General features: G+C 71.4%; 22 protein-coding genes and 1 pseudogene. 17 read left to right on the plus strand and 6 right to left on the minus strand.

Annotated features, from left to right (window positions below):
- Positions 1–15 precede the first annotated feature (15 nt).
- From ACFPCV_RS21525 to ACFPCV_RS21565, 9 genes are read left to right on the plus strand one after another with little or no spacing between them, the layout of a single operon-like run.
- Positions 16–639 carry a 2OG-Fe(II) oxygenase family protein gene (locus ACFPCV_RS21525; protein ID WP_378058055.1) on the plus strand — a complete coding sequence of 208 codons (624 nt, stop codon included), beginning with the start codon at positions 16–18 and terminating at the stop codon, positions 637–639.
- Positions 636–1259 (plus strand): P-loop NTPase family protein, encoded by a 624-nt coding sequence (locus ACFPCV_RS21530; protein ID WP_378058056.1) that lies wholly within the window; start codon positions 636–638, stop codon positions 1257–1259. The genes ACFPCV_RS21525 and ACFPCV_RS21530 overlap by 4 nt, the downstream gene beginning before the upstream one ends.
- Positions 1256–2599 carry a B12-binding domain-containing radical SAM protein gene (locus tag ACFPCV_RS21535; RefSeq protein WP_378058057.1) on the plus strand — a complete coding sequence of 448 codons (1344 nt, stop codon included), beginning with the start codon at positions 1256–1258 and terminating at the stop codon, positions 2597–2599. Before ACFPCV_RS21530 ends, ACFPCV_RS21535 begins: the two co-directional genes overlap by 4 nt.
- 2 nt (positions 2600–2601) lie before the next feature.
- Positions 2602–3279, plus strand: coding sequence for a tyrosine-protein phosphatase (locus ACFPCV_RS21540; protein WP_378058095.1), 678 nt, complete (start codon positions 2602–2604; stop codon positions 3277–3279).
- 2 nt (positions 3280–3281) lie between these two features.
- The gene (locus tag ACFPCV_RS21545) at positions 3282–4430 is read left to right on the plus strand and encodes an acyl-CoA dehydrogenase family protein (RefSeq protein WP_378058058.1); all 1149 of its coding nucleotides are present in this window, start codon (positions 3282–3284) and stop codon (positions 4428–4430) included.
- Entirely contained in the window at positions 4427–5908 is a 1482-nt protein-coding gene (locus ACFPCV_RS21550) for an amino acid adenylation domain-containing protein (RefSeq protein WP_378058059.1), read from the plus strand. Before ACFPCV_RS21545 ends, ACFPCV_RS21550 begins: the two co-directional genes overlap by 4 nt.
- Positions 5909–5927: 19 nt before the next feature.
- Positions 5928–6176 (plus strand): acyl carrier protein, encoded by a 249-nt coding sequence (locus tag ACFPCV_RS21555; protein WP_378058060.1) that lies wholly within the window; start codon positions 5928–5930, stop codon positions 6174–6176.
- Between the two features lie 2 nt (positions 6177–6178).
- On the plus strand, positions 6179–7402 hold the full coding sequence (locus ACFPCV_RS21560) for an acyl-CoA dehydrogenase family protein (protein WP_378058061.1): 1224 nt from the start codon (positions 6179–6181) through the stop codon (positions 7400–7402).
- Entirely contained in the window at positions 7399–8847 is a 1449-nt protein-coding gene (locus tag ACFPCV_RS21565) for a class I adenylate-forming enzyme family protein (RefSeq protein ID WP_378058062.1), read from the plus strand. The genes ACFPCV_RS21560 and ACFPCV_RS21565 overlap by 4 nt, the downstream gene beginning before the upstream one ends.
- Positions 8848–8885: 38 nt before the next feature.
- On the opposite strand, the pseudogene ACFPCV_RS21570 reads toward ACFPCV_RS21565, so the two are convergent.
- Positions 8886–9280: pseudogene (locus tag ACFPCV_RS21570) on the minus strand (integrase core domain-containing protein); the annotation flags it as partial.
- 44 nt (positions 9281–9324) lie between these two features.
- A complete protein-coding gene (locus tag ACFPCV_RS21575; RefSeq protein ID WP_378058063.1) occupies positions 9325–10227 on the minus strand; it encodes a beta-ketoacyl-[acyl-carrier-protein] synthase family protein in 903 nt (300 codons plus the stop codon).
- 91 nt (positions 10228–10318) lie between these two features.
- Here ACFPCV_RS21575 and ACFPCV_RS21580 point away from each other — a divergent pair, with 91 nt between their 5' ends.
- Positions 10319–11290: an ABC transporter ATP-binding protein gene (locus tag ACFPCV_RS21580; protein ID WP_378058064.1), complete on the plus strand. Its 972-nt coding sequence runs from the start codon at positions 10319–10321 to the stop codon at positions 11288–11290.
- On the opposite strand, the gene ACFPCV_RS21585 is transcribed toward ACFPCV_RS21580, so the two are convergent.
- Entirely contained in the window at positions 11263–12306 is a 1044-nt protein-coding gene (locus tag ACFPCV_RS21585) for a hypothetical protein (RefSeq protein WP_378058065.1), read from the minus strand. The genes ACFPCV_RS21580 and ACFPCV_RS21585 overlap by 28 nt on opposite strands.
- Complete coding sequence (locus tag ACFPCV_RS21590) at positions 12306–13310, minus strand: LuxR C-terminal-related transcriptional regulator (RefSeq protein ID WP_378058066.1); 1005 nt, start codon at positions 13308–13310, stop codon at positions 12306–12308. The genes ACFPCV_RS21585 and ACFPCV_RS21590 overlap by 1 nt, the downstream gene beginning before the upstream one ends.
- 261 nt (positions 13311–13571) lie before the next feature.
- Here ACFPCV_RS21590 and ACFPCV_RS21595 point away from each other — a divergent pair, with 261 nt between their 5' ends.
- The 6 genes from ACFPCV_RS21595 to ACFPCV_RS21620 all read left to right on the plus strand — a co-directional run bounded on the left by ACFPCV_RS21595 (position 13572) and on the right by ACFPCV_RS21620 (position 19063).
- The gene (locus ACFPCV_RS21595; RefSeq protein WP_378058067.1) at positions 13572–14876 is read left to right on the plus strand and encodes an ATP-grasp domain-containing protein; all 1305 of its coding nucleotides are present in this window, start codon (positions 13572–13574) and stop codon (positions 14874–14876) included.
- A gap of 2 nt (positions 14877–14878) precedes the next feature.
- Positions 14879–15652, plus strand: coding sequence for an ABC transporter permease (locus ACFPCV_RS21600; RefSeq protein ID WP_378058068.1), 774 nt, complete (start codon positions 14879–14881; stop codon positions 15650–15652).
- A gap of 12 nt (positions 15653–15664) precedes the next feature.
- A complete protein-coding gene (locus ACFPCV_RS21605; RefSeq protein ID WP_378058069.1) occupies positions 15665–16450 on the plus strand; it encodes an ABC transporter permease in 786 nt (261 codons plus the stop codon).
- Between the two features lie 181 nt (positions 16451–16631).
- The gene (locus ACFPCV_RS21610; RefSeq protein ID WP_378058070.1) at positions 16632–17402 is read left to right on the plus strand and encodes an AfsR/SARP family transcriptional regulator; all 771 of its coding nucleotides are present in this window, start codon (positions 16632–16634) and stop codon (positions 17400–17402) included.
- A 154-nt stretch (positions 17403–17556) separates the two neighbouring features.
- The gene (locus ACFPCV_RS21615) at positions 17557–17706 is read left to right on the plus strand and encodes a hypothetical protein (protein WP_378058071.1); all 150 of its coding nucleotides are present in this window, start codon (positions 17557–17559) and stop codon (positions 17704–17706) included.
- 139 nt (positions 17707–17845) lie between these two features.
- Complete coding sequence (locus ACFPCV_RS21620) at positions 17846–19063, plus strand: MFS transporter (RefSeq protein WP_378058072.1); 1218 nt, start codon at positions 17846–17848, stop codon at positions 19061–19063.
- 358 nt (positions 19064–19421) lie between these two features.
- On the opposite strand, the gene ACFPCV_RS21625 is transcribed toward ACFPCV_RS21620, so the two are convergent.
- Positions 19422–20210, minus strand: a complete 789-nt coding sequence (locus ACFPCV_RS21625) for a helix-turn-helix domain-containing protein (protein WP_378058073.1) — start codon at positions 20208–20210, stop codon at positions 19422–19424.
- Positions 20211–20384: 174 nt separating this feature from the next.
- Here ACFPCV_RS21625 and ACFPCV_RS21630 point away from each other — a divergent pair, with 174 nt between their 5' ends.
- On the plus strand, positions 20385–21158 hold the full coding sequence (locus ACFPCV_RS21630) for an SDR family NAD(P)-dependent oxidoreductase (protein WP_378058074.1): 774 nt from the start codon (positions 20385–20387) through the stop codon (positions 21156–21158).
- A 26-nt stretch (positions 21159–21184) separates the two neighbouring features.
- Here the strand turns inward: ACFPCV_RS21630 and ACFPCV_RS21635 are convergent, their stop codons facing one another.
- Positions 21185–22585, minus strand: coding sequence for a tryptophanase (locus ACFPCV_RS21635; RefSeq protein WP_378058075.1), 1401 nt, complete (start codon positions 22583–22585; stop codon positions 21185–21187).
- Positions 22586–22767: the final 182 nt, after the last annotated feature.

Here is a 22767-nt window from a genome sequence, read left to right on the forward strand (position 1 = left end):
CGAGGCTTGGAAACCATGCTGGTGTTGGCGGACCGGTGGCGTACACGGCGCGCCGGCACCCACCCGTACCCGTGGCTGGCCACCCCGCCGGGTGAGCTGTTCGGTCTGGACGTGGCGGAGGAGCTGGCGGCGACCTTCCCGGCGGACGGGTTCGTGCGCAAGGACGCGGCCCACCGCGTGCGGGGCAAGACGTACCGGAACTTCTCCCGCCCCGTGACCGGCGAGCAGGACGGCACCGGCCCGCTGCCGCCGCGCTGGACCGAGCTGCTCACCGACCTGCGCTCGCCCGAGTACCGCGCCTGGGTGGCGGACGTGCTGGGCCAGGAGCCCGCCGACGACGTGGAGCTGCGGCTCGTGCGGCACTCACCCGGGGACTGGCTCGGCCCGCATACCGACCGCGAGGACAAGATCTTCAGCCACATCCTCTACTTCAACCCGGGCTGGCGCGCGGACTGGGGCGGCTGCCTGGAGATTCTCGAGAGGTCCAGCGCCGCCGCCGTGGCGGGCAGGGTGGTGCCCGAGCTCGGCGCGTCCGCGTTGCTCGCCCAGGCCCCGAACTCGTGGCACCAGGTCACCGCGGTGAGCAAGGCCAGTGCCGAGAGCAGGAGGTCGTTGCTGGTCCACGGGTTGCGCCGGTGAACGGGCCGAAGCGGATCGCGGTGCTCGGCTGTCCCGGGTCGGGCAAGACGACTTACGCGACCGTTCTCGCGAAGCGCACCGGGCTGCCGCTGCACCACCTCGACGACGAGTACTGGGGTCCCGGGTGGACGCGGCCCGACCCCGGCACCTGGCAGGTCCGGCTCGCCGAGCTGGTCGCCGGGAGCGGCTGGATCATCGACGGCAACTACCTGCCGAGCGTGCCGGTGCGGGCCCGGCACGCGGACCTGGTCGTCCTCGTCGACACCGCGACGGCCACCTGCCTGTGGCGCGCGGTGCGCCGCGCCCGCCGCATCGGCGCGGGGAACCACGACCAGCTGCCCGCGCGGGTGCGGGCGCAGGCGCACGCGGGCCTGCCGGTGCGCGCGACCAAGGACTTCGCCGCCCTGCTGCGCATGATCGTCCGATTCCGCCGCCGCGACTGGTGGCAGGTGCTCGACGCGGCCCGCGCCCACGGCACGGCCGACGTGGTCGTCGCGGTCACACCGGGCCGGTTCCGCGACCGCCTGCGCTGCGTCCGGCGCCGCCTGGCCCGGCGCGGGGTCGCCGTCCCCGTGCGGCCCGTGAACCTGGAAGCCGACCGAGAAGAGAGCGAGTCATGAAGATCCTTGTGTGCTGGCCGCCGCACGTGCCCAGCTACTTCAACGCGGGCCACCACCTGCCGGTCTTCTCCATCACGGCCTACCTGCGCGCGGCAGGCCACGAGGTGGACGCGCTGGACGCCGGGGCGCTGAACTTCTCCTGGAAGGAGTTCGGCGACCGGCTGTTCCGCGGCGGGTACGAGCTGGTGGTCCTCGTCAACGACTTCGACACGGCCGAGGGGATCCGCCGGGCCGCCGACTACGCCAAGGCGCTGCTGCCGGACGTGACCGTGCTGACCGTCGGCAGGCTGAGCTACCAGAACCCGGGATACTTCGAGGCGCTGGCCCTCGACGCGGTCGCCCACGGCGGGGACTACGAGGCGGCGGCCGAGGAGACCGTCCGCTGGGTCATCGCTGGGCGCTCGGGCCGGCCCGACCTCGCCGGGGTCGCGGTACGCACCGCCGGGGGCTGGCAGGGACCCGCGCGGCCGGGTGCGTGGCTGCCGGCCGCGCAGTGGGTGCTGCCAGACGTGCGGGACATCCCGTACTTCCACTACGAGAACCTGTACCGGCGCGACGAGAACAAGTTCTGCGGCATCCCGGAGCGACGGGAACTGGTCGTGCCGGTGGCGCGGGGCTGCCCGGTCGGCTGCGCGTTCTGCGACGTGCCGACGATGCAGGGGCTGCGGGAGCGGCGGCTGACCGTCGAACGGACGCTCGACTACATCCGCGCGTCCTTCGCCGCGCACCCGTTCGAGTACGTCGCCTTCTACGCGCCGACGTTCACCCTGGACAAGCGGTGGGTCCGGCAGCTGTGCACGGCGCTGGCCGCAGAGCCGCGCCGCTACCCGTGGAAGTGCGCGACCACCATGTTCCACCTCGACGCGGACCTCGTCGCCCGGATGGGTGCCGCGGGCTGCGTGCGGATCAGCGTCGGCGTCGAGACCTTCGAGGACGAGGGTGCCGACGAGCTGCCGAGGCTGAAGCGCTCCGCCCGGGACCGCTTCGAGCAGGTCGCAGGCTGGTGCGCGGAGGCGGGCATCGAGCTCAACTGCTTCCTGATCGTCGGGCTGCCCGGCACGACGCCCGAGGGCACCCGCCGGGCCATGCGGGAGATCGCCGCGGCGGGCGCGCGGGTCCGTCCCACGCTCTACACGCCCTACGACCGGATGCGGGCGGACATGACCGAACGCGAGATGAGCGCCTTCAACCGCCAGCTGTTCGTCGACCCCGACGAGATCCGCGCCACCGGCCACGAGCCGGGGGAGTTCCTCGGGCTGCTGTTCGGCGCGGACCCCTACGTCACGCCGGCGACCGAACGGGTGGGCCACCTCGCCGTGCCCACCACGGCCGTCCCGTGAGGATGCCGCGACCGCTGCTGGCGGCGTCGGTGGCGAACCTGCGCGACCTCGGCGGGCTGCCCGCCGGCCAGGGCCGCGTGGTGCGGCCCGGGCGGCTCCTGCGTTCCAGCGCGCTCGTGCGGACCTCCGACAGCGCACTGGACGAGCTGACCGGCCTGCTCGGCCCGGCGACCTACGTCGACCTGCGCACCGACCGGGAGGTCGACCGCGACGGCGGCGTGCCACGTCTGGTGGCACGCGGGTGGCGGTGGCACCGGCTTCCGCTGCGGGACGACGACGTGCCGCGCACCGCCGCCCTGCCGCGGTACGCCGGCGCCGCCGCGGGGGTCGCGGCGGCGCTCGGCGACGGCCCCGTCGTGGTCGCCTGTTCGCTGGGCAAGGACCGCACCGGGATGGTCGTCGCGCTGCTGCTGTACTGGCTCGGCGTGCCCACCGGGCTGGTCGCCGACGATTTCGCGGCCAGCAACGCGCACCTGGCCACGGGCAGGCACCTGCTGCCCGACCGCTGGCGGCACACCACCTCGGCCGAGATCAACCCGGTCACGGCGGCGGACTGCGCCGCCGCGCTGGCCCTCGCCCCGCCCCGCCCGGCCGCGGTGGCCGCGGTGACCCCGGCGTTGCTGGCCCCTTCGCCGCGCCCGGTCGAGTCGGGCGCCCGCGTCTCGCCTGGATGGAGCTGACCGTGGACTTCGGCTGGACCGACGAGCAGCAGCAGCTGCGGGAGGCCACCCTGCGCTTCGCCCGCGCGGAGCTGGCCACCGATCTCGCGAAGTGGGAGTCGGCGGGCAGCTTCCCACCGCAGGCGTGGCGGCGGTGCGCGGAGTTCGGGATCCAGGGCATGCCCGTCCCGCAGCGGTTCGGCGGGCAGGGCGCCGACCTGGTCACGACCGCGATGGTGTTCGAGACGCTCGGCCACGGCAGCGCGGACAACGGCCTGCTGTTCTCCCTTGGCGCGCACCTGTGGTCCTGCGCGCTGCCGATCCTGCGGTTCGGGACCGACGAGCAGCGGTCCCGGTACCTGCCCGGGCTGTGCGACGGATCGCTCATCGGTGTCCAGGCGGTGACCGAGCACGGGTCCGGCTCCGACGCGCTCGCGGTGTCCACCACGGCGACCCCCGTGCCCGACGGTTACGTCCTGGACGGCGCCAAGACCTACATCACCAACGCGCCGGTGGCGGGTGTGTTCCTGGTGCTCGCCGCGCTCGCGGATCGGACCGGCCCGTCGCGGCTGTGCGCGTTCGTCGTGGACCGCGACTCGCCGGGGCTCACGGTCGGGGAGCCGGTCGACAAGCTCGGCCTGAAGACCTCGCCGATGGCCGAGGTGTACCTGTCCGGCTGCCGGGTGCCCGCCTCGGCGCTCCTCGGTGAGCCGGGCGCCGGGATGACCGTGTTCACCACCACCATCGAGTGGGAGCGCGGGTTCATCATGGCGAGCGCGCTCGGCACCATGGCCCGTCAGCTCGACGAGGCGGTCACGCACGCCAAGGGGCACCGCCGCTTCGGCAGGCCGATCGGGCAGAACCAGTCCGTGGCCAACCGGATCGTCGACATGCGGGTCCGCCTCGATTCGGCCCGGCTGCTCGTCTACCAGCTGGCCTGGCTCAAGGACCAGGGGAAGCGGACACCGATGGAGTCCGCGATCGTCAAGCTCGCCGTCAGCGAGTCCCTGGTGGACAACAGCATGGCGGCCATGGAGCTGTTCGGAGCCGCCGGGTACATGGCGGGCGCGCCGCAGGAGCGGGACGTGCGCGACGCGCTCGCGAGCCGCTTCTACTCCGGCACCGCCGACATCCAGCGCACCATCGTCGCCCGGCTGCTGGGGTTGCCATGACCGGCACATTGCACGCCCTGCTGGCCGACGCGGTGCGCGCGCGGCCGGACCACGTCGCGGTGGCCGACGGCGACACCGAGCTGACCTACCGGGAGCTGGACGACCGGTCGACCGCACTCGCGCACCGGCTCGCCGGACTCGGTGTGGGCCAGGGGGACCGGGTGGGGCTCCTGCTGGAGAAGTCGGCCGCGACGCTGGTCGCGGTCCACGGCACGCTCAAGGCGGGTGCCGCGTACGTGCCGCTCGCGCCGAAGCAGCCCGCCGACCGGCAGGCCCACATCATCGCCGCGGCGGACATCCGGGTGGCGGTCACCGCGGGCGAGCCGTGCCCTGGCGTGGCGGTCGTGGACCTCTCGGCACCGGACGAGCCGGCGCACCGGCCGGTCACCGCGCAGGAGGATCTGCCGGAGACCGGGCCGGACGACCTCGCCTACGTCCTGTTCACGTCGGGCTCCACGGGGCGGCCCAAGGGCGTCGCCCTCACCCACCGCAACGCGCTCTCCTTCGTGGACTGGGCGGTCGCCGAGTTCGGTGTCGGCCCCGCCGACCGGCTCGCGAACCACGCCCCGCTGCACTTCGACCTGGCGGTGTTCGACTTGTTCGCCGCGGCCCGGGCCGCCGCGACCGTCGTGCTCGTGCCGCGGCCGGCCGCCGCGTTCCCCCGAGAGCTGGCCGGGTTCGTGCGGCGAGAGCGGATCTCCGTGTGGTACTCGGTGCCCTCCGCGCTGCACCAGCTGGCGAGCCGCGGCGGGCTGGAGCCCGGTGCGCTGCCGGAGCTGCGGCTGGTGCTGTTCGCGGGCGAGGTCTTCCCCGTGCCCCAGCTGCGGGCGCTGATGGCGCTCGTGCCGCACGCCGAGTACGCGAACCTGTACGGTCCCACCGAGACGAACGTCTGCACCTTCCACCGGGTGCCCAACCCCCTTCCCGGGGCCTGCCGGGCGTTGCCGATCGGGCGCCCCGTCGCCGGGGTCGAAGTGACCGCGCACGCCGAGGACGGCGGTGTCGTCCCCGATGGCGACCGCGGCGAGCTGTGGGTGCGGGGACCGACCGTGATGCGCGGCTACCTCGGCGAACCGGAGCTGACGTCGGCCGCCCTGCGCCCGGTCCCGCCGTCGGGGGAACCGGCATACCGCACCGGCGACCTCGGGCACCGCGACCCCGACGGGGTCTGGTGGTTCGCGGGCAGGCGGGACGCGCAGATCAAGAGCCGCGGCTACCGGATCGAGCTGGGCGAGATCGAGACCGCGCTCCACGGCCACCCGGCCGTGGTCGAGTGCGCGGTCGTGCCGGTGCCGGACGACGAGTTCGGCAACCGGATCGTCGCGCACGTCGTCGTGCGCGACGGCGCGGGCGCGGCGGAGCTGCGCACGTATTCCAGGAAGACACTGCCGAGCTACATGGTGCCCTCGTCCTTCGAGCTCCGGGACTCCCTGCCGAGGACCAGCACCGGCAAGGTCGACTACCAGTATCTCAAATAGACGGACGAAAAGGACAGTCGTGCCCAACGTAGCGGACCGGGTCAGGCGTTTCGTGATCGACGACCTCGGCTGGACCGGAGCCCCCGACGAGCTGACCGACGAGCTGGCGCTCATCGACGAGCAGGTGGTCGACTCGCTCGGCATCCTCACGCTCGTGCGGTTCCTGGAGACCGAGTACGGCATCGAGGTGGAGGACACCGAGATCACCCCCACCCACCTCGGGACCCTCGCCGGGATCGAACGGTTCGTGTCGAGCAAGAGGAGATGACCATGCACCGACGACTCGAACCACGCGGTGCCGCGGGCGAGAAGGCCGTGCTGCTCGCCGAGGAGCATGCGCGCGAGCTCGCCGCGCACGTGGGGGAGCGGGACCGCGCCGGGCTGCTGGACCGCGCGTGCTTCCAGAAGATGGCCGACAGCGGGCTGCTGGGCGCCTGCGTGCCCGAGGAGCTGGGCGGGCTCGGCGTGACCTACCTGCAGGACGTCGCCGCGGTCGTGAACCGCATCGGCTACGCCGACGCCGGCATGGCGCTCGCCGTCCACATGCACCTCGGCAGGCAGTGGTACGTCGCGCGGCGCTGGACCTGGGGCACCGGCGCCGAGCGCGCCGAGTTCGGCGCGGTGCTGACGGCCATGGGCAGCGGCGCGATGGTCGCGCCGGGCGCGGCGAGCGAGGCCGGCACCGACTGGGACCACGTGCTCACCGAGGCGACCGAGGTGGACGGCGGGTATCTCCTCAACGGCCGCAAGACGTTCGTCACGCTCTCGGCCATCGCCACGCACTTCCACATCCGCGCGCGGGTGCCTGCCGGTGACGGCTGGGAGATGGCGTCGGTGCGCGTGGACGGCTCGTCGCCGGGGGTCACCGTGGTGCCGGACTGGGACGCGATGGGCATGCGCACGTCCGGCAGCAACGACGTGGTCCTGACCGACGTGTTCGTGCCCACCGAGGCGGTGTCCCGGCGCGGAACCTGGGGCGAACCGCAGCCGGGAACGGACGAACAACGCACCGTCAGCGCCATCGGGCTGCAGGGCGCGTTCCTCGGCGGCGCGGAGGCGGCCCGCGACTTCGCCGTCGCGAAGGCCGCGAAGGGCGACCGGCACCCCCACAGCCGCCGCCCGTCCGGGCTGGTCCACGTGCTCGGCGAGATGGACGTGCGGCTGATGGCGGCGCGGGCCACGCTCGAACGCGCGCTCGCGGTCGTCGACGACGGCGTCGCGGGACGGGCGTCGGGCACCGTGCCCGCCGAGGTCGCCACCGACATGATGGTGGCGTTCCAGTGCGCGAAGGACGTCGTCACGCACACGGCCATCGACATGGTGAACCGGGCCATGACGGTTGTCGGCGGGGGCGGGTTCATGTCCGCGCACCCGCTGTCCCGCATCTACCGGGACATGCGGGCCGGTCCGCTCATGCAGCCTTACGCCCCGCTCGAGGCGATGGACTTCATCGGCACCGTGGCCATCGACCGGATCACCAGGAAGACCCCGTGAGCGCACGGGTTCCCATCGGGCGCCGCATCGAGTGGCTGGCGGCCGAACACCCGGACCGGGTCGCGGTGCACGCCATCGGCGTGCGTGCACCGGAGGACGTCACCTGGCGCGAGCTGGACGGCCGGGCCAACCACTGCGCCGCCGTCCTGTCCGAGGGCGGCCTGCCCGACGACCCCACCGTCGTCGTGTGCCTGCCGAACGGGCTCGACCACGTGGTCGCCACGCTCGCGGCGTGGAAGCTCGGCGCGACCGTGGTCCCGCTCGACACGCGCCTGCCCCCGGACGAGGCCGGGCGGCTCACCGCGGCCATCGGGCCGGCGCGGTTCGTCGGCGACCCCGCGCACACCCCGCCCTGCCCCGTGGTGCGGCCCGTCGAGTGGGCCCAGGGATGGCGGGCGGCGGCCCCACCCCCCGCGGGCGCCGTGCCGCGCAGCGCGACCGCGACCGGCGGCACCACCGGCTCGCCCCGGATCATCCTGCGCAGGCGCGGGTGGCTGTTCGACGAGCGGGACCCGGTCTCGGCGCGCGACCGCGCCCTCGGGCTCGACACCGGTCAGGTGCAGCTGGTCACCACGCCGTTGTTCCACAGCGGCTTCGGCGCGCTGTACCAGGGACTCGCGTTCGGGCACACGGTGGTGCTGACGCCGCGGTTCATGCCGTCGCTCGTCGCGGACGCGATCGAGCGGTACCGCGTGAACGTGCTGCGGCTCGTGCCCACCATGATGAAGATGCTGCTGCTGCCCGGCGTCGGGCTCGGTGCCAAGGACCTGTCGTCCGTGCGTGCGCTCCACCACGGCACCGCCCCGTGCCCGGACGGCGTGAAAAGGGCGTGGCTCGACCTGCTCGGCCCGGAACGGGTCTTCGAGAGCTACTCCTCGCTCGAGCAGCTGGGTTTCGTGTCCATCCGCGGCGACGAATGGCTCGCCCACCCCGGCTCCGTGGGGCGCCCGGAACCCGGCGCGGTCGTGGTGGTCGACGACGACGGCGCGCAGGCCGGCCCCGGTGTGGTCGGCAGGCTCTTCTTCCGGTCCCCCGACGGACGGGGGCCGCAGTACCTGGTCGCGGGGGAGCGGCTGGCCACCTGGCGGGACGGCTACTTCAGCGTCGGCGACCTCGGCAGCCTCGACGCCGACGGTTACCTGTACGTCCGGGGCCGCGCGCAGGAGGTGATCAACGTGGGCGGCACGAACGTCTACCCGGCCGAGATCGAGTCCGTGCTGCTGTCGGCCCCGTCGGTGGCCGACGCGTGCGTCGTCCCCCAACCCCACGACCTGCTGGGCTCCGTGCCGCACGCACTGGTCGTGCCCGCGGAGGGCTTCTCCGTCGCCGTGCTGGACAGCTACTGCCGCGACCGGCTGTCACTGCACAAGGTGCCGGTCTCCTACGAGGCGGTGGCGGCGCTGCCCCGCACCGGCACCGGCAAGCTGCGCCGCACCACAGCCTGACCTGGTACTGATGTCCAGGGAGGTTGGCATCCGGGTGGTGGTGGTTGGCCTCCGATGGCGCTGTGGGGTCGGTGGTGATTGTAGAAGTGGAGCCAGCTGGGGCTGTGCGGCGTTCGGTTTCGGAGTGGTAGTGGCGGGCGTAGGCCCATTCGTCGGCGAGGGTGCGGTGGAAGCGTTCGATCTTGCCGTTGGTTCGGGGCCGGTAGGGTCGGGTTCGTTGGGTGTGATGCCGAGCTGGGTGCAGGTGTTGGTCCGGGCGTGTGAGCGGTGGCAGCTGCCGTTGTCGGACCGGACTCGTTCAACGGTGACACCGTGGTCGGTGAACCAGCTGACCGCTCGGTGCAGCACGCTGATGGCGGTGGCGGCGGTTCGTCGGTGTGAATCCGGCGTAGGCGATCCGCGAGTGGTCGTCGATCACGGTGTGCAGGAACGCGGTGCGAACCAGAACAACGTCCCTGGACATCACATCTGGTCGCCCTAGTGGCCGTCCACCCGTTCCACGACGGCCACGGACCACGACCGCGGGCTCGCAGTCAGCAGCACGACCGGCTCGCCGGGTGCGACACCGTCGTCCTCCAGCAGTGCGGCCAGCCCGATGAGCACGTCCGCCGAGAAGCAGTGCCCGACGTCGGCGAGCCCGGCGCAGTGCACGCGCTCGGGCGCGATCCCGGCGGACATGGCGAGGAATGCGCGTGGCGTGTGGCCGTAGTTGCCGGTGAGGAACGGCCCGCGGTCCGGCACGGATCCCGGCGCGGCCGCTTTCCGTGCCGTGGCACCGATCGCGCGGGCGCTCACCCGCGCGACCGACATCCGGCCGGTCGCCTCGAGGTCGGCGCGCACGCTCGACGCCAGTCCCCGCACCGCGAACGACGGGCCGACCGGTCGGGGGCCGACCAGGCAGGTCGCCGAACCGTCGCTCAGCACCGTCTCCCCGTTCGCCAGGTAGCGGGTGCCGTCCGTGACGCGGTCGGTGGTGACCAGGAGGACCGTCGCGTCCTCGGCGCGGACCAGCCCGCCCGCGGTGGTGAGGCCGGGGCCGAGGTTGCCGCAGCCAGAGCCGCCGACCACCACCCCGTGGCTCGTGGGGCGTTCGACGCGCTGCAGGAAGTCCCACAGGTCGCTGCTGTGGCCCAGTTCCGGCCGGGTGTCGGTGCAGTACACGACCGCGTCGATAGCCGGGTCGCCCGCACGCCGCAGGGTCGCCCGTGCGCTGGCCGCGGCGAGGGCGGCCGGTGGCTCGGTGCTGACCCGGCAGTGCCGCAGTCCCTGCTCGTGCAACGAGTCCAGCCGCTCACGCACCACCGGCTCGTCCAGTTCGGTGAGGGCGACCTTCGTGCCGAGCGTGTGCGCGATGGCCGAGACGTACACGGGTGCTGGCATGACCGGAGTGGAGCACGGCGCGAAATTCTCGCGCAAGGCGACCGGTACTCGGATGCAACGGCCCTGCAACGGCGCGTGGCATCCTGCCGGGGTGACTGTTGTGGTTGCCGCAGAACAGCTCCGGCGCACGTACCGGACCAGGGTGGGACTCGGCCGTGGCTCGCGCCGCGAGGTCGAGGCCGTGCGCGGGGTCAGCTTCGAGGTGCGGCGCGGCGAGCTGTTCGGGTTGCTCGGCCCGAATGGCGCAGGCAAGACCACCGTGATCAAGATGCTCATCACCCTGCTGCTGCCCACCGGCGGCTCGGCTCGGGTGCTCGGCCTCGACGTGGTGCGTGACCCCCGGCAGGTCCGGCGGAAGATCGGGTACGTCTTCGGCGGCGACCGCGGCCTCTACGAGCGGCTGTCCGCTGTGGACAACCTGCGGTACTTCGCCGAGCTGTACGGGGTGCCGGCACGCGAGCAGCGGTCCCGGGTCGGCGAGGTGCTGGAGCTCGTCGACCTCACGGGGCGCGAGCGCGAGCGCGTGGAGGGGTTCTCCCGCGGCATGCGGCAGCGGCTGCACATCGCGCGTGGCCTGCTGCACGACCCCGAGGTGCTCTTCCTCGACGAGCCGTCGATCGGCGTCGACCCGGTCGGCGCCCGCCGGCTGCGCGCGATGACCGCCGAGCTGACCAGGGCGGGCAAGACTGTCCTGCTGACCACGCACTACATGTACGAGGCCGACGAACTGTGCGACCGGATCGCGGTCATCCGCGCCGGCCAGATCGTGGCGGAGGGTACCCCGGGTGAGCTGAAGGCGCGGGCCGGCGGCGGACGGCTGTTGGAGGTGGAGGTCCACGGCGCGCCGGAGGACTGCGTCGCGCGCATCGGCGCCCTCGGCGGCGTCCACTCTGTCACCGTCGAGGAACGGGACCGCGCCCGGGTGCTGCTGGTCCGCTCCGCGTCCGGCGCGGACGTGACCTCGGCCGTGCTCGGTTGCCTGGACCGGGCGGAGATCGGGCGGATGACCTCCCGCGAACCCACCCTCGAGGACGCCTACGTGGAGCTGGTCGGCGCGTCCTGACCGACCGCGCTCACCGGAGCTTCTTCGAGCAGTCGCGCGAAGTTCTCGAGCAGCGGCCGTTCCGCCGACCTGATCCTGTCCACGAGGGACAGCGCGTCGGCCCGGAAGTCCGTCGGGTAGGAGCCCGCGCGGTGGGCGATCATCCGCATCCGCAGCATCCACGCCATGCGTTCGACCGCCTCGTACGGCGCGATGAGGTCATCCACCTCCGGCACCGGCTCGGCGCAGCGGCGAAACCGGGCGACCATCACCCGCTTGTGCTCCCACAGCACCTGCACGTTGCGGATGTCGTACCGCTCCTCGCCGCGGGCGTAACCGTCCAGGTAGGACTCCAGCAGGTCGTAGGTCGCCACCCCGTAGGCGCGGTCCCACGGGTCGCGCTGCGCCTGGAAGTGCGTCGAGGTGTTGAAGGAGTCCAGGTACTCGCGCACGCCGCGGGCGACGTACCCGAGGTCGAACGTGTACTCGCCCGCGTCGTGATACCGGTACAGGGTGAACGGGACGTCGTAGAACGCGCCAGGGCCGGTGTCGTGGTAGGCGCGCGCCAGGTCGGCCTGGGGCAGCCGCGTACCGCGGAACTTGTACCGGTCGTCGTACCCGTACAGCTCGAAGGTGCCCTGCTCGTCGTCGAACCCGCGGATCAGCACGTCGTGCCGGAAGTCGCGCTCACCGCCGTGGGCCCATCGGCCCGGCACGTGGCGCTCGTTGAGCGTCAGGTACACGTAGAAGCCGCTGCCGATCGCCTCGCGGACGGTGCGGGTGATGTCCATGCCGGACATGGACCACCACTCCCGGTTGAGCCGCAACGTCTCCAGCCACGGACTGACCGAGTAGTCGTACACGTAGAACGCGAACGGCACGGGCGCCGACTGGCCCGTGTACTCGTACACGACCTGCACGTAGTTGCTGAGCACCCAGTCGGACGCCTTGGGGTGCGTGGCGAGGATCCCGAGGGGGAAGGCGTAGAACTGGTAGGCGTAGGCCAGGGGCTCTTCGAAGGGGAGTACCGCGCGCATCAGACGAGCTGCCGCCGGTGTGCCTCCACCCCCGCCTGGAACCGGCTGCTCGCCCCGAGCCGTTCCATCATGCCGGCCACCAGCCTGCGGCACGTGCGCAGCGAGACGCCGAGCCGCCGTGCGACGGCGTCGTCCTTCGCGCCGGTCGCGAGGAGCCGGAGCACCGAGCGCCGCAGCTCCTCCTCGATCCCGGCCGGTCGCGGGTCGGCGTGGGTGAAGGGCGTGCCGTCCGGCCACACCTGGCCGAAGGTCGCGGCCATGGTGGACACGAGCAACGGGTGGCGCACGACCACCGCCGCCGTGGTGTGGTCGCCTGCGGTGTCCTCCCCCAGGGGTAGCGCGCCGGTGCCCGGCGCGTCCGCCACCGCGACCACGCAGGTGCTCCGGTCGAAGACGTGGATGTGCACCGGCAGCTGGGCGGCACTGCGGAACTCCAGCCCCGCGGGGGCGAACTCCTCGACGAGCGCCACGGTCGGCGCGTGGTAGCGGGCGGCGTGCTGGAACACGGTGCGGACACGCACCCCGCGTGCGTGTGCGTCGCGGTACACCCGCCGCTCGGCCGAGGTGCCGCGGGCAGTGCCGCGCATGACGACGAGTTCCCCTTCGCACCGCGTGGTCTCGTCGGCGATCAGTGCGTCGAGCGCCGCCTCGTCGGCGAGCACGTCGACGACGTCGCGGGACTCCGTGCGCTGCCTGGCCTCGTGGATGGGCACCAGCATCCGCAGCCGCTCGCGCAGGCTGTCGGCGTACACCGCGCGCCTGCGCACCTCCGCGTCCACCGGCAGCACCAGCTTGGCCATCGCGACCCGCGGCGACACGGCCCGCCAGCGCTCGCCGCGGTGGTCGTCGCACTCGATCACCTTCAGCTCGGTGAGCGTGCGGCGTGCCTCGGCGATCCGTTCCCGGGGTGCACCCGTCACCTCGCCCAGCCGGTCCCCGTCCCAGTGCCCTGTCTCTACGACGTGCTGATAGCCCTCGAGTATGAGTTCGTCAAGTGCGTGCACAGCGCCATCTTGCCGAGACATCTACGCGGGTCCCCTTCACCGGCGGGCCGCGATCCGGCCACGGCCGTGGAAAACCCAGGTTAGGAGCGGTCGTTGCAGCGGCGTTGCACTGTGGCCGCGGGGCGCGGGAACTTGCTGCCAGACAGCAAACGCCGCCCGTCCACGGGCGCCGGGAAGCGTTGCCGTTCCTAGCATTGCGTCGGTAGACCGGCGCTGTCCGTGCGATCAGAGTGAGCTGGGATGACACGCAAATCAGTTCTGATGTTGAGTGACGACAACCATGTCGTGCGCGCGTGCGCCGACCTGGACGTGGACCTGACCGTCGTGTACGGGCCCGCGCAGAAGGACTTCGGTCTGTCCGAGCTGCCCGCCGACCCGCCCCCGGTGTTCGTCGAGGACTCGGTGAGCGTGGAGTCGGTGCTGCTGGGGCTCTACCGCGCCGGGATCGACCCGTCGGGCTTCGACGCCGTCTACTCGACCCACGAGGACGGTGTCGTGGTGGCCGCGGCACTGGCGAAGGTGTTCGGCGTGCGGTCCATCGCGCCACCCGAGGTGGCCGCGCTGTTCCGGGACAAGTCGCTGGCGAAGGCGAAGCTGCACGCCGCCGGGATCGACGCGGCCCGGTTCGTGGTGATCGAGGACCTGTGCGACCTCCCCGACGACTTCGAGCTGCCCTTCTCACCCGCGGTGCTCAAACCGGTGGCCGGCGGCGCGACCTGGCACGCCTCGATCATCCGGTCCCGGGCGGACCTGCGGGCCGCGGTCGAGCGGGTGCGCCAGAAGCGCAGCGACCGCGCCTACATCCTGGAGGAGTTCGTCTCGGGGCAGGAGTGGCTGGCCAACGGCGTCGTCTTCGGTGGCGAGCTGCAGTTCCTCTGCGTCAGCTCGTACCACAAGTCCTGCCTGACCACACTGTCCGAGAAGGAATGGCTGCGCACGTTCGTCTTCGACCCGGTCGAGGACGCGGAGGTCTACGAGCGGGTGACCCCGTTCGTCGAGAACGCGCTGCGCACCCTGGGACTGCGCGACGGCGTGTTCCACATGGAGGTCTTCGACGACACCGAGGGCGACCGGCTGGTGTTCGGCGAGTGCGCGGCCCGCCGCGGCGGCGTGTTCGTCGAGGAGGAGATCGCGTACAAGTTCGGGGTCAGCCTCGCGGAGGCGGCGGTCCAGTGCGCGCTCGGGGAGCGGCCGGTGATCAAGCCCGAGGTGCGGCCAGGGCACGTCGGCACCGTCTACCTGCCCTACACCCCGGGGGTGCTCGTTGCCCGGCCGTCGGCCGAGGAGCTGGTCGCGCTGCCGGACGTGCAGTGGGCCATGGTGGAATGGCCGGTCGGGCTCCCGATGTTCCAGGCGCGGAGCACGATCATGAAGATCGGCCAGGCGATGGTCACCGCGGACTCCCGCGAGGAGCTGTTCCGCCGCGGTGACGAGGTGGTCACCTGGTTCGCCGACCGGACACTCGTCGCGCCGTTCGACAGCACTGCCCGGGACCTGCGGGAGTGGTATGCGAACGCGCCGGCGGGTGGCACCGAACGGCATTCGGTCTGGGCCGCGCACCCGTGACCGTGCGCCGCACACTTCGCCTGGTCGCGTTGACCTGGTGGCTGCACGTCAAGATGCTGAACCGGTCGGCCTTCGACACGCTGCTGACCATCGTGTGGCCGTTGTTCTTCGCGACCATCGCGTTGTTGCTCTACCGCATGGAGGGCGACGCGGACGCGCTGACCTACGCCGCGTTCGGCGCCGGTGTGATGACGATCTGGACGGCCATCAGCTCCACGGCCAGCGCGATCCTGCTGCGTGAGCGGGGGAGTGGGACGCTGGAGCTGCTGGTCGCCGCACCGGTGCCGTTCTCGGTGTCGATCGTGTCGATGGTGCTGGCGGTGTCGACCATCGGCGGCTACGGCATGGCCGCCACCCTGGTCTGGTCCGCGGTGGTGTTCGGCGTCGACATCGCGATCGCGCAGCCGCTGTTGTTCGCCGTCGCGGTCGTCGTGACGCTGGTGTCGTTCGCGGTCATCGGGTTCATCCTGTCGGTGACCGTCGTCCGCTACCGGGCGGCGTGGGCGCTGGGCGCCGCCTTCGAGTACCCGGTGTGGCTTGTCTGCGGCTTCCTGGTGCCCGTGGCGCTGCTGCCGGACTGGCTGCGGCCGGTGTCGTGGCTGCTGCCCCCGTCGTGGGGGATGGCGGCGGTCCGGGCGGCCGTCGCCGGTCAGGTGCCGGGGAAGGAACTGCTGGCATGTGCGGTCCTGGTCGTCGTCTACGCCGCGGCGGGGGTGTGGCTCGCCGGTACGTTCCTGCATTCGGCGCGCAGGCACGCCACCCTGTCGCTGCGGTGATCGGCGGATGACATGCGGCCCTTCCGGCTGCTCCTCGTCGGCGGCATCCTCAGCTACCGGGCCCTGTTCGGTTGGCTGTCCCCGTGGATCCTGATCCCATCACTGCTCGTCACACCGCTGGCGCAGATCCTGCTGTTCGTCTACATCGGACGGTCTGCGGGCGTGGGTGACGACGGCTTCTTCGTGATCGGCAACGCCGTCCAGTACGCCGCCATCCCGTGCCTGATCGGGATGACCAGCACCGTCGTGGGTGACCGGCTGCAGGGCACCCTCGGCATCGTCTTCGCGTCACCCGCGTCCCGTTTCGCGCTGGTGATCGGCCGGGCGCTGCCGGTCATGCTCAACGGCCTCGCGGTCTCGCTGTTCGGGGTGCTGGCAGGCAGTGCGCTGCTGGGCGTCGAGGTGGACTCGCGTGCGCTCGCCCCGATCGCGCTCGCCATCGTCGTCTCGGTGGTCGCCTGCACCGGCTTGGGGCTGGTCAACGCCGCGTTCGGGCTGCGGCTGCGCGACACCGCGATCGTGTCGAACCTGCTCTACGGGATCCTCCTGCTGGCCAGCGGCGCGAACATCCCGCGCCACGTCCTGCCGGGCTGGCTGGCCGAACTCGGCTCCTGGCTGCCGTTGACCCACGGCATCGAGGCGGCCCGGCGGCTCGCCGACGGCGCGGCACTCGGCGACGTGCGGGGGCTGCTCGCCACGGAGGTCGCGCTCGGGCTGGGCTACGGGGTGCTCGGCGTGGTGATGCTGCGCGTCTTCGAGGTCCGCAGCCGTGACGCCGCGTCGCTGGAACGGCTTTAGGGGAATCTCCCACTGCCCGAAGGGGCGGCAGATCCGCGGAAGTGGCCACCATAAGCGGACGAGATGTATCCGGACAGGGCAGCTCCACTCCAGACTCGATGGTCGCTCCGTGCCAGCCGGGTACGGACGACGGCACAGGCCGTGCCGCGCCCCGCGCGGATTGGGAGAGGAACTGCAACAGATGCTGCGTGCGCAGACGATGGGATGGAGTCTCCGGCTGGTCGGCATGGTCGAGGTGAGCGCGGTGGACGACGGGGGGCGGGTCCGCGACGTGGGGAGCCGCAAAGCGCGGACGCTGCTGGCCCTGCTCGGGGCCCGTGCGGGACGCACCGTCGGCATGGACCAGGTGATCGACGTCCTCTGGGAAGCCAAGCCCCCGCGCAGTCCCGAGGCCAACGTGGCGACGCTGGTCAGCCGGCTGCGGGGCAAGCTGGGCCGGGAGGTCGTGTTCGGCGGCCGCGGTGGTTACCGCCTCGGTGACGAGATCCAGGTCGACCTCCACGAGGCGGCGGCACTGGTCGCCGCGGCGGAGGGCTGCCTGAGCCAGGGAGCGTCGGACCGGGGGCTGCGGGCCGCGGAACGGGCGATCCAGCTCCTCGACCGCGGTACCGTCCTTACCGAGTACCCGAGCGCGAACTGGGCCGACACGGCACGGGTCATGCAGGAGGCGCTGCTGCGCCGGGCGAGGCACGCCGCCGCCGAGAGCGCACTGCACGCCGCTGTCCCGGCCAGGGCGCTGGCGGTGGCCCAGTCGGCGCTGGCGGACGACCCGCTGGACGAGACCTCGTGCCGCGCGTTCATGCGGGCGTGCGTGGCCACGGGCGAACCGTCCCGCGCCATGCTCGCGTACGAACGCCTGCGTGGCGACCTGGCAGCGGAACTGGGCGCCGACCCGGCCCCGGCGACGCGCGACCTCCACGTGTCGATCCTGCGGGCCCGAACCACCGGGTGAGGTGACGCATCGTCCTTTCCCCGCACGCCGTGCGGGGAAAGGATGTTCCCGTTGTGGTCGACCCGGTGATGGTCACCGCGGCGGGCACGAGCTTCGCCGGGGACAGCATCGCCCACGCGGTACGGGCTGCGCGCACTCGGCGTTGGTCAGCGGGTTGCTCGCGCATGGGCTGCCGATCCGCGACGCGGTCGTCCGTACGACCGAGCTGGCCGCCGACGGCGTGCGTGACGGCCTGGTCTCCGTCGGGCGAGGTGTGCACCCGGTCGACCTGCTCGGCCTGGGCCGTTGGGTGATACCGGCGTGATCACGACCAGTCGACGATCACAGGGAGGTTTGGTAGGGTCTGCATCCGTCACAATGAGTATTCGTTTGTTTCCATGGTGGCGGGAATATAGGGGACGGCCGGGGGCGTGCCGGTAATGCGGAGCCGGGGTGGCCGGGCGATGGTCCTGGCACTGGTGGTCGACTCCATAGGCAACGGGTTGTTCCTGCCCCTCTCGATATTGTTCTTCGCCAGGCTGACCGATGTCCCGCTGGCGATGATCGGGTTGCTCATCAGCCTCGCCAACGCACTCACCCTGCCGATCCCGATCCTGGTCGGGTGGCTGGCAGACCGGGTCGGTCCGCTGCGGCTGGTCGTCGGAGCACAGCTCGCGCAGGGCGTCGGCTACCTGCTCTACGCCTGGGTGGACGGGCCTGCCGGGATCTTCGTGTCCTCCAGTCTCATCGCGATCGGCGTGCGCTTCTTCTGGTCCAGCGTGTTCACCACGATCGCGGACTACGCCGACGGCACTACTCCCCCGACGAGCAAGGACCGCTGGTTCGCCGTGGCGAACATGGCACGCACGGCCGGCATCGGCATCGGCGGAATCATCGCCACGAGCGCCGTGACGGCGGGCGATGAGACGGTCTACCGCCTCATCGCGTACAGCGCGGCCGCCTGTTTCCTGTTCGCCGGCTTCATGATCGGCGTCTTCGTACGCGTGCCGGGACGCCGCCATGAGAGCGACGGCGCCGGTGACGCGGGCTACCGGGGAATGCTGAGGGACCGTCCGTTCCTGTCCTTTACCGGTATCAACACGGTCTTTGCGATGACGAGCATGATGCTGGCGCTCGGCCTGCCGATCTTCGTCGCCGACGGGCTCGACGGTCCGTCGTGGCTGGCTCCGGTCGTGCTCGTCGGGAACACGCTCGTGCTGTCCTTGCTGGCCGCGTCCGTGGTCAGACGGCTTTCCCCATACCGGCGGACCCGGGTGATCATCGCCGCTGCCGCGCTCTGGGTGCTCTGGTGCCTTCTGTTCGCGATCCTCATGCCCGGCAACCTGGTCTGGGTGATCCCCGTCCTGCTGGTGGCGACCGCGCTCTTCACCGCGGCGGAGCTGATCCACGCCCCGGTCTCGATGGGGCTGGTCACGGCGCTGTCCCCGCCCGTCGCCCGCGGCCGGTACCTGGCTTCGTTCCAGTACTCGTTCACCGTCGCCGGAATGATCGCCCCGGCGTTCTTCGCCGTGCTCTTCGAGGTCCGGCACTGGCTGCCATGGCTCGTGCTGGGCCTGGTGAACCTTCTCGCGCTCGTCGCGATGCGGGGGCTGGAGCGGTTCATTCCCGCAGCCGCACAACGAGTCGCGAACGACCACGAACTCAAGGTCGCTGGCGACTGACGTGCCGGAGTGTGGCAGGCAGGGCCGTTCCAGCTTGCCCGCGCCGTGCAACCCACGCTCTCCGCTGAACCGGACACCCTGAGGACCTTCCTCACTGCTATGAGCGAAACCAGTGCGGGGCCGGGACGTGCGCTGGCTGAGGCGTTCCCCTGGGACCGTCACGGTTCGGTGGCCGACATCAGCCGGCCTGCCGATGGTGGCGACCCCGACGAGTTCACCGTCAGCAGCGACACCAGGAGCGAACTTCATCCCGCGAGGCGACAACAACAGCGGCTCCGAGCGGGAAAGCGTGGCGGGATCACCGGCCGCCCTGCGCAGCGTTCACTCGTTCAGCTGCCGTATGGCCGACCGATCCAGGTCATCCAGCGGGAGCGTAGATCACGATCCAGTGGTCCCGTTCGGCGTCGTGCAGCAACTCGGTCTGGAAGGACAGCCATCCTCGAGTCGGGTGGCGCAGGTGTTTCACGGCGGACCGCTCTGCAGCGACGTCGCCTAGCGCCCAGTGGCTCCGGAAGGTGGCACTGGCGGCTGAGAGTTCCGCGTGCAGGGACAGGAGGTTTTCGTCTTCCGGATACCGGCCCATCGCCGAACGGAGTTCCGCCGTTGCCCACCTGGTGTACCGGTCGGCTCCCTCGTTCCCGAGGATGTGACGTGCCGTGGCCGTGAAGCCCTGGTGCACGATGTTGTGCCGGTACCTGCCCGCGCTGGAGACCGGCCCGAAGAGTTCGGCGGCAGCGGCGTTGCGCGCCAGCACTTCCAGACGTCCGTCATGGACGGTGACGGCGACGGTGTCGTCGAGGCCGTGCAGCAGTCGGAGGAGTCCCGGCCGGACCTCGCTGTCAGGGGCGAGCGGCGCGGGCGGCAGCTCGCCTGCGAGGCGGAACAGGTGATCTCGCTCGGCGGTGGAGAGGCCGAGGGCTCGTGCCAGCGCTGTGAGGACCTCCCGCGATGGACGTGGCGCCCGTCCTTGCTCAAGGCGGGTGCAGTACTCGACAGAGATGCCGGCTGCGTCGGCGAGCTCCTGTCGACGCAGCCCTGGGACTTGTCGGCGCGACGCCCGCGCTCCGGTCGGCGGATCGGGCGGCATCACCATAGCGCGCCGACCACGCAGGTACTTCCCGAAGTACGCCCTGATCCCCGTCGCCACGTACACCATTATGCCTCCGGCCTCTGCCGACTGGCCCTGTCAGTACCAGGCATGAGCGGGCCTTCCCCGCCTGCCCGCGTTCCCGCACAGTCGTTGTGGAGCGCGACCAAGTGCCGCGTGGCACGAGCGCTCGACCACCGCGGCCACACCAGACAAAGGATGGTTCTCGTGCCCATGAAGCGAATCGCTCTCGTCAGCGGAGCCAACCAGGGGATGGGCAAGCATGTCGCGAAAGAGCTGGTCTCCGACGGGATCACCGTGTACGTCGGAACTCGCGACCTCGCCCGCGGTGCGAAGGCCGCCGCCGAGATCGGCGGCGGCGCCACCGCCCTCCAGCTCGACGTGACCGATGAGGTCTCGATCACCTCGGCAGCCCAGCGGATTCACGAGGAGGCCGGCCAGCTCGATCTCCTCGTCAACAACGCCGCGATCTCCACGACCCGCACGGACGTCCGAGACATGGCTGAGCTCCGCGAGTTGTCGACGGCCAGCAGGGCCCCGATCGACGAGGTGCGGGCCGTCTGGGAGGTGAACGTCTTCGGCCCACTGGCGGTGTATCAGGTGATGCTGCCACTGCTCCGCAACTCCTCGGATGCGCGAATTGTGAACGTGACGAGCGCGGTGGGTTCGTTGACGACCATCGCCGACCCGGCCTTCCCGTACCACTCGGCCTTCGAACCGATCTACGCCGCGTCGAAAGCGGCGCTCAACGCCGTCACACTGGCCATGTTGGTCGAAGGACGGTGGCGAGACGCTGCTGTGGGACGGAACCCGGGTGTGGGAGCGACTCGACGAGGATCTGAGGGAACTCTTCGAGACCACAACTGCGTGCTCGGCGGTCGTCACCATGGGCGTCGACCAGGATGTGGCGGACGCCGCGACCTGTTTCTTCTCGCCCCTGGCGCGGTACTGCGGATGCGAACGCCAACGGCGGTACGTATCAGCTGATCACCGGCTGACCCGCCCGCTGTCGGTCAGTTCGCGAAGATGCTTCTCCCCGTCGTGGGGGAGAAGCGTGCTTGGAAGAACCTGAGATGGCGCGGTTCGTGTGTGAAGGCAAGGCCGTGCACGATACGGGCCCGGTCGGCGTGGAGCCGGATGAGGCTGTCAGCGACGTGGTCGATGTGACCGCGGGTGTAGACGCGGCGTGGGATGGCCAGGCGAAGCAGTTCGAGAGGCGGGAACCGGTTCGTCCCGGTTCGTGGGTCACGACCCGCGGTGATGGCACCGCGTTCGACACCACGGACTCCTGCGTCGACGTAGGTCGCGGCGGCAAGGGTCTGCCCGGGGAACTCCGTGCGGGGGATGTGGGGCAGTGCCGTGGCCGCGTCGACGCACACGCAGTGTCCGCCCACCGGCTGCACGATCGGCACGCCCTCGGCGTGCAGGCGGGCGCCGAGGTACTCGACCTGCGCGACGCGGTTTCGGATGTGGTCCTCGTCGACGGACTCCACAATGCCCTGCGCGATGGCCTCCATGTCCCGGCCTGCCATCCCGCCGTAGGTGTGTAGTCCTTCGTAGAGCAGCGCCAGCCCGCGCGCCTGCTCGGCCAGTTCGGGATCGCGGAACCCGAGCCAGCCGCCGATGTTGGCGAGACTGTCCTTCTTGGCCGACATCACGGCGCCGTCGGTGGGTGCGCACAGGGCGTCGAGGATGTCGGTGACCGACCGGTCCGCCCAGCCAGGTTCGCGTTGCCTGACCAGCCAGGCGTTCTCCACCGCCCGGGCCGCATCGAGGAACACCGGAATACCATGGGCGTGTGCGAAGTCGCAGACCTCGGTCAGGTTCGCGATGCTGATCGGCTGGCCGCCCGCCATGTTCACGGTCGCGGCGATCGACACGTACGGGATCGCGTCGGCACCGACCTCGTTGACGACCGCGCGAAGCTTGTTCAGGTCGATGTTTCCCTTGAACGGGTGCTCGTCGGCCGGGTCGTGCGCCTCGTCGATGATCACGTCGTGGAACGTCGCCCCGTTGAGTTCCTGGTGCGCCCTGGTGCTCGGGAAGTACATGTTCGCCGCGACATGTGTACCTGGCCGCAGCAGGCACCGGGACAGGATGTTCTCGCCACCGCGGCCCTGGTGCACGGGGATCACGTGCTCGTAGCCGTAGTGAGCGCGTACCGCCTGCTCCAGCACGTAGAAGCTGCGTGCCCCCGCGTAGGCCTCGTCGCCGCGCAGGAGCGCCGACCACTGCCGGTCGGACATCGCATTGGTGCCGGAGTCGGTGAACAGGTCGACGTGCACGTCGTCGGCACGTAACAGGCACGGGTTCCAGCCCGCTTCGCGGATGACCTGCTCGCGATACTCACGGGTAGTCGTCCTGATCGGCTCGACCATCTTCACTCGCCATGGTTCCGGTGGGTAGTCAGGCATGTCGGAGCACCTCGTTCTCTGGTCGGAGCCGGTTGGGCAGCGGGCCGGTCATGGCCGGGACGGGGCTGGGCGCCGGACAGCCGGGCTCCGAGGTAGGCGCCGCCGGTATGTCGGTGGTCGCGGAGAGGACGCACCAGCCACGAGACCGCCCAGGATCTCGCCGACCACCGCGGGCTGGCCGA

The organism is Actinophytocola glycyrrhizae (assembly GCF_042653545.1).
In the GTDB taxonomy this organism is placed as follows: Bacteria; Actinomycetota; Actinomycetes; order Mycobacteriales; family Pseudonocardiaceae; genus Actinophytocola; species Actinophytocola glycyrrhizae.

Bases quoted from the DNA above. Each gene is read 5' to 3' on its own strand.
- ACFPCV_RS21560 (WP_378058061.1), top strand. From the start codon at position 6,179: ATGCACCGACGACTCGAACCACGCGGTGCCGCGGGCGAGAAGGCCGTG.
- ACFPCV_RS21585 (WP_378058065.1), bottom strand. From the start codon at position 12,306: ATGCGCGCGGTACTCCCCTTCGAAGAGCCCCTGGCCTACGCCTACCAG.
- ACFPCV_RS21635 (WP_378058075.1), bottom strand. From the start codon at position 22,585: ATGCCTGACTACCCACCGGAACCATGGCGAGTGAAGATGGTCGAGCCG.
- ACFPCV_RS21605 (WP_378058069.1), top strand. From the start codon at position 15,665: ATGCGGCCCTTCCGGCTGCTCCTCGTCGGCGGCATCCTCAGCTACCGG.
- ACFPCV_RS21620 (WP_378058072.1), top strand. From the start codon at position 17,846: ATGGTCCTGGCACTGGTGGTCGACTCCATAGGCAACGGGTTGTTCCTG.
- ACFPCV_RS21540 (WP_378058095.1), top strand. From the start codon at position 2,602: ATGCCGCGACCGCTGCTGGCGGCGTCGGTGGCGAACCTGCGCGACCTC.
- ACFPCV_RS21595 (WP_378058067.1), top strand. From the start codon at position 13,572: ATGTTGAGTGACGACAACCATGTCGTGCGCGCGTGCGCCGACCTGGAC.
- ACFPCV_RS21535 (WP_378058057.1), top strand. From the start codon at position 1,256: ATGAAGATCCTTGTGTGCTGGCCGCCGCACGTGCCCAGCTACTTCAAC.
- ACFPCV_RS21630 (WP_378058074.1), top strand. From the start codon at position 20,385: ATGAAGCGAATCGCTCTCGTCAGCGGAGCCAACCAGGGGATGGGCAAG.
- ACFPCV_RS21575 (WP_378058063.1), bottom strand. From the start codon at position 10,227: ATGCCAGCACCCGTGTACGTCTCGGCCATCGCGCACACGCTCGGCACG.
- ACFPCV_RS21550 (WP_378058059.1), top strand. From the start codon at position 4,427: ATGACCGGCACATTGCACGCCCTGCTGGCCGACGCGGTGCGCGCGCGG.
- ACFPCV_RS21525 (WP_378058055.1), top strand. From the start codon at position 16: ATGCTGGTGTTGGCGGACCGGTGGCGTACACGGCGCGCCGGCACCCAC.
- ACFPCV_RS21610 (WP_378058070.1), top strand. From the start codon at position 16,632: ATGCTGCGTGCGCAGACGATGGGATGGAGTCTCCGGCTGGTCGGCATG.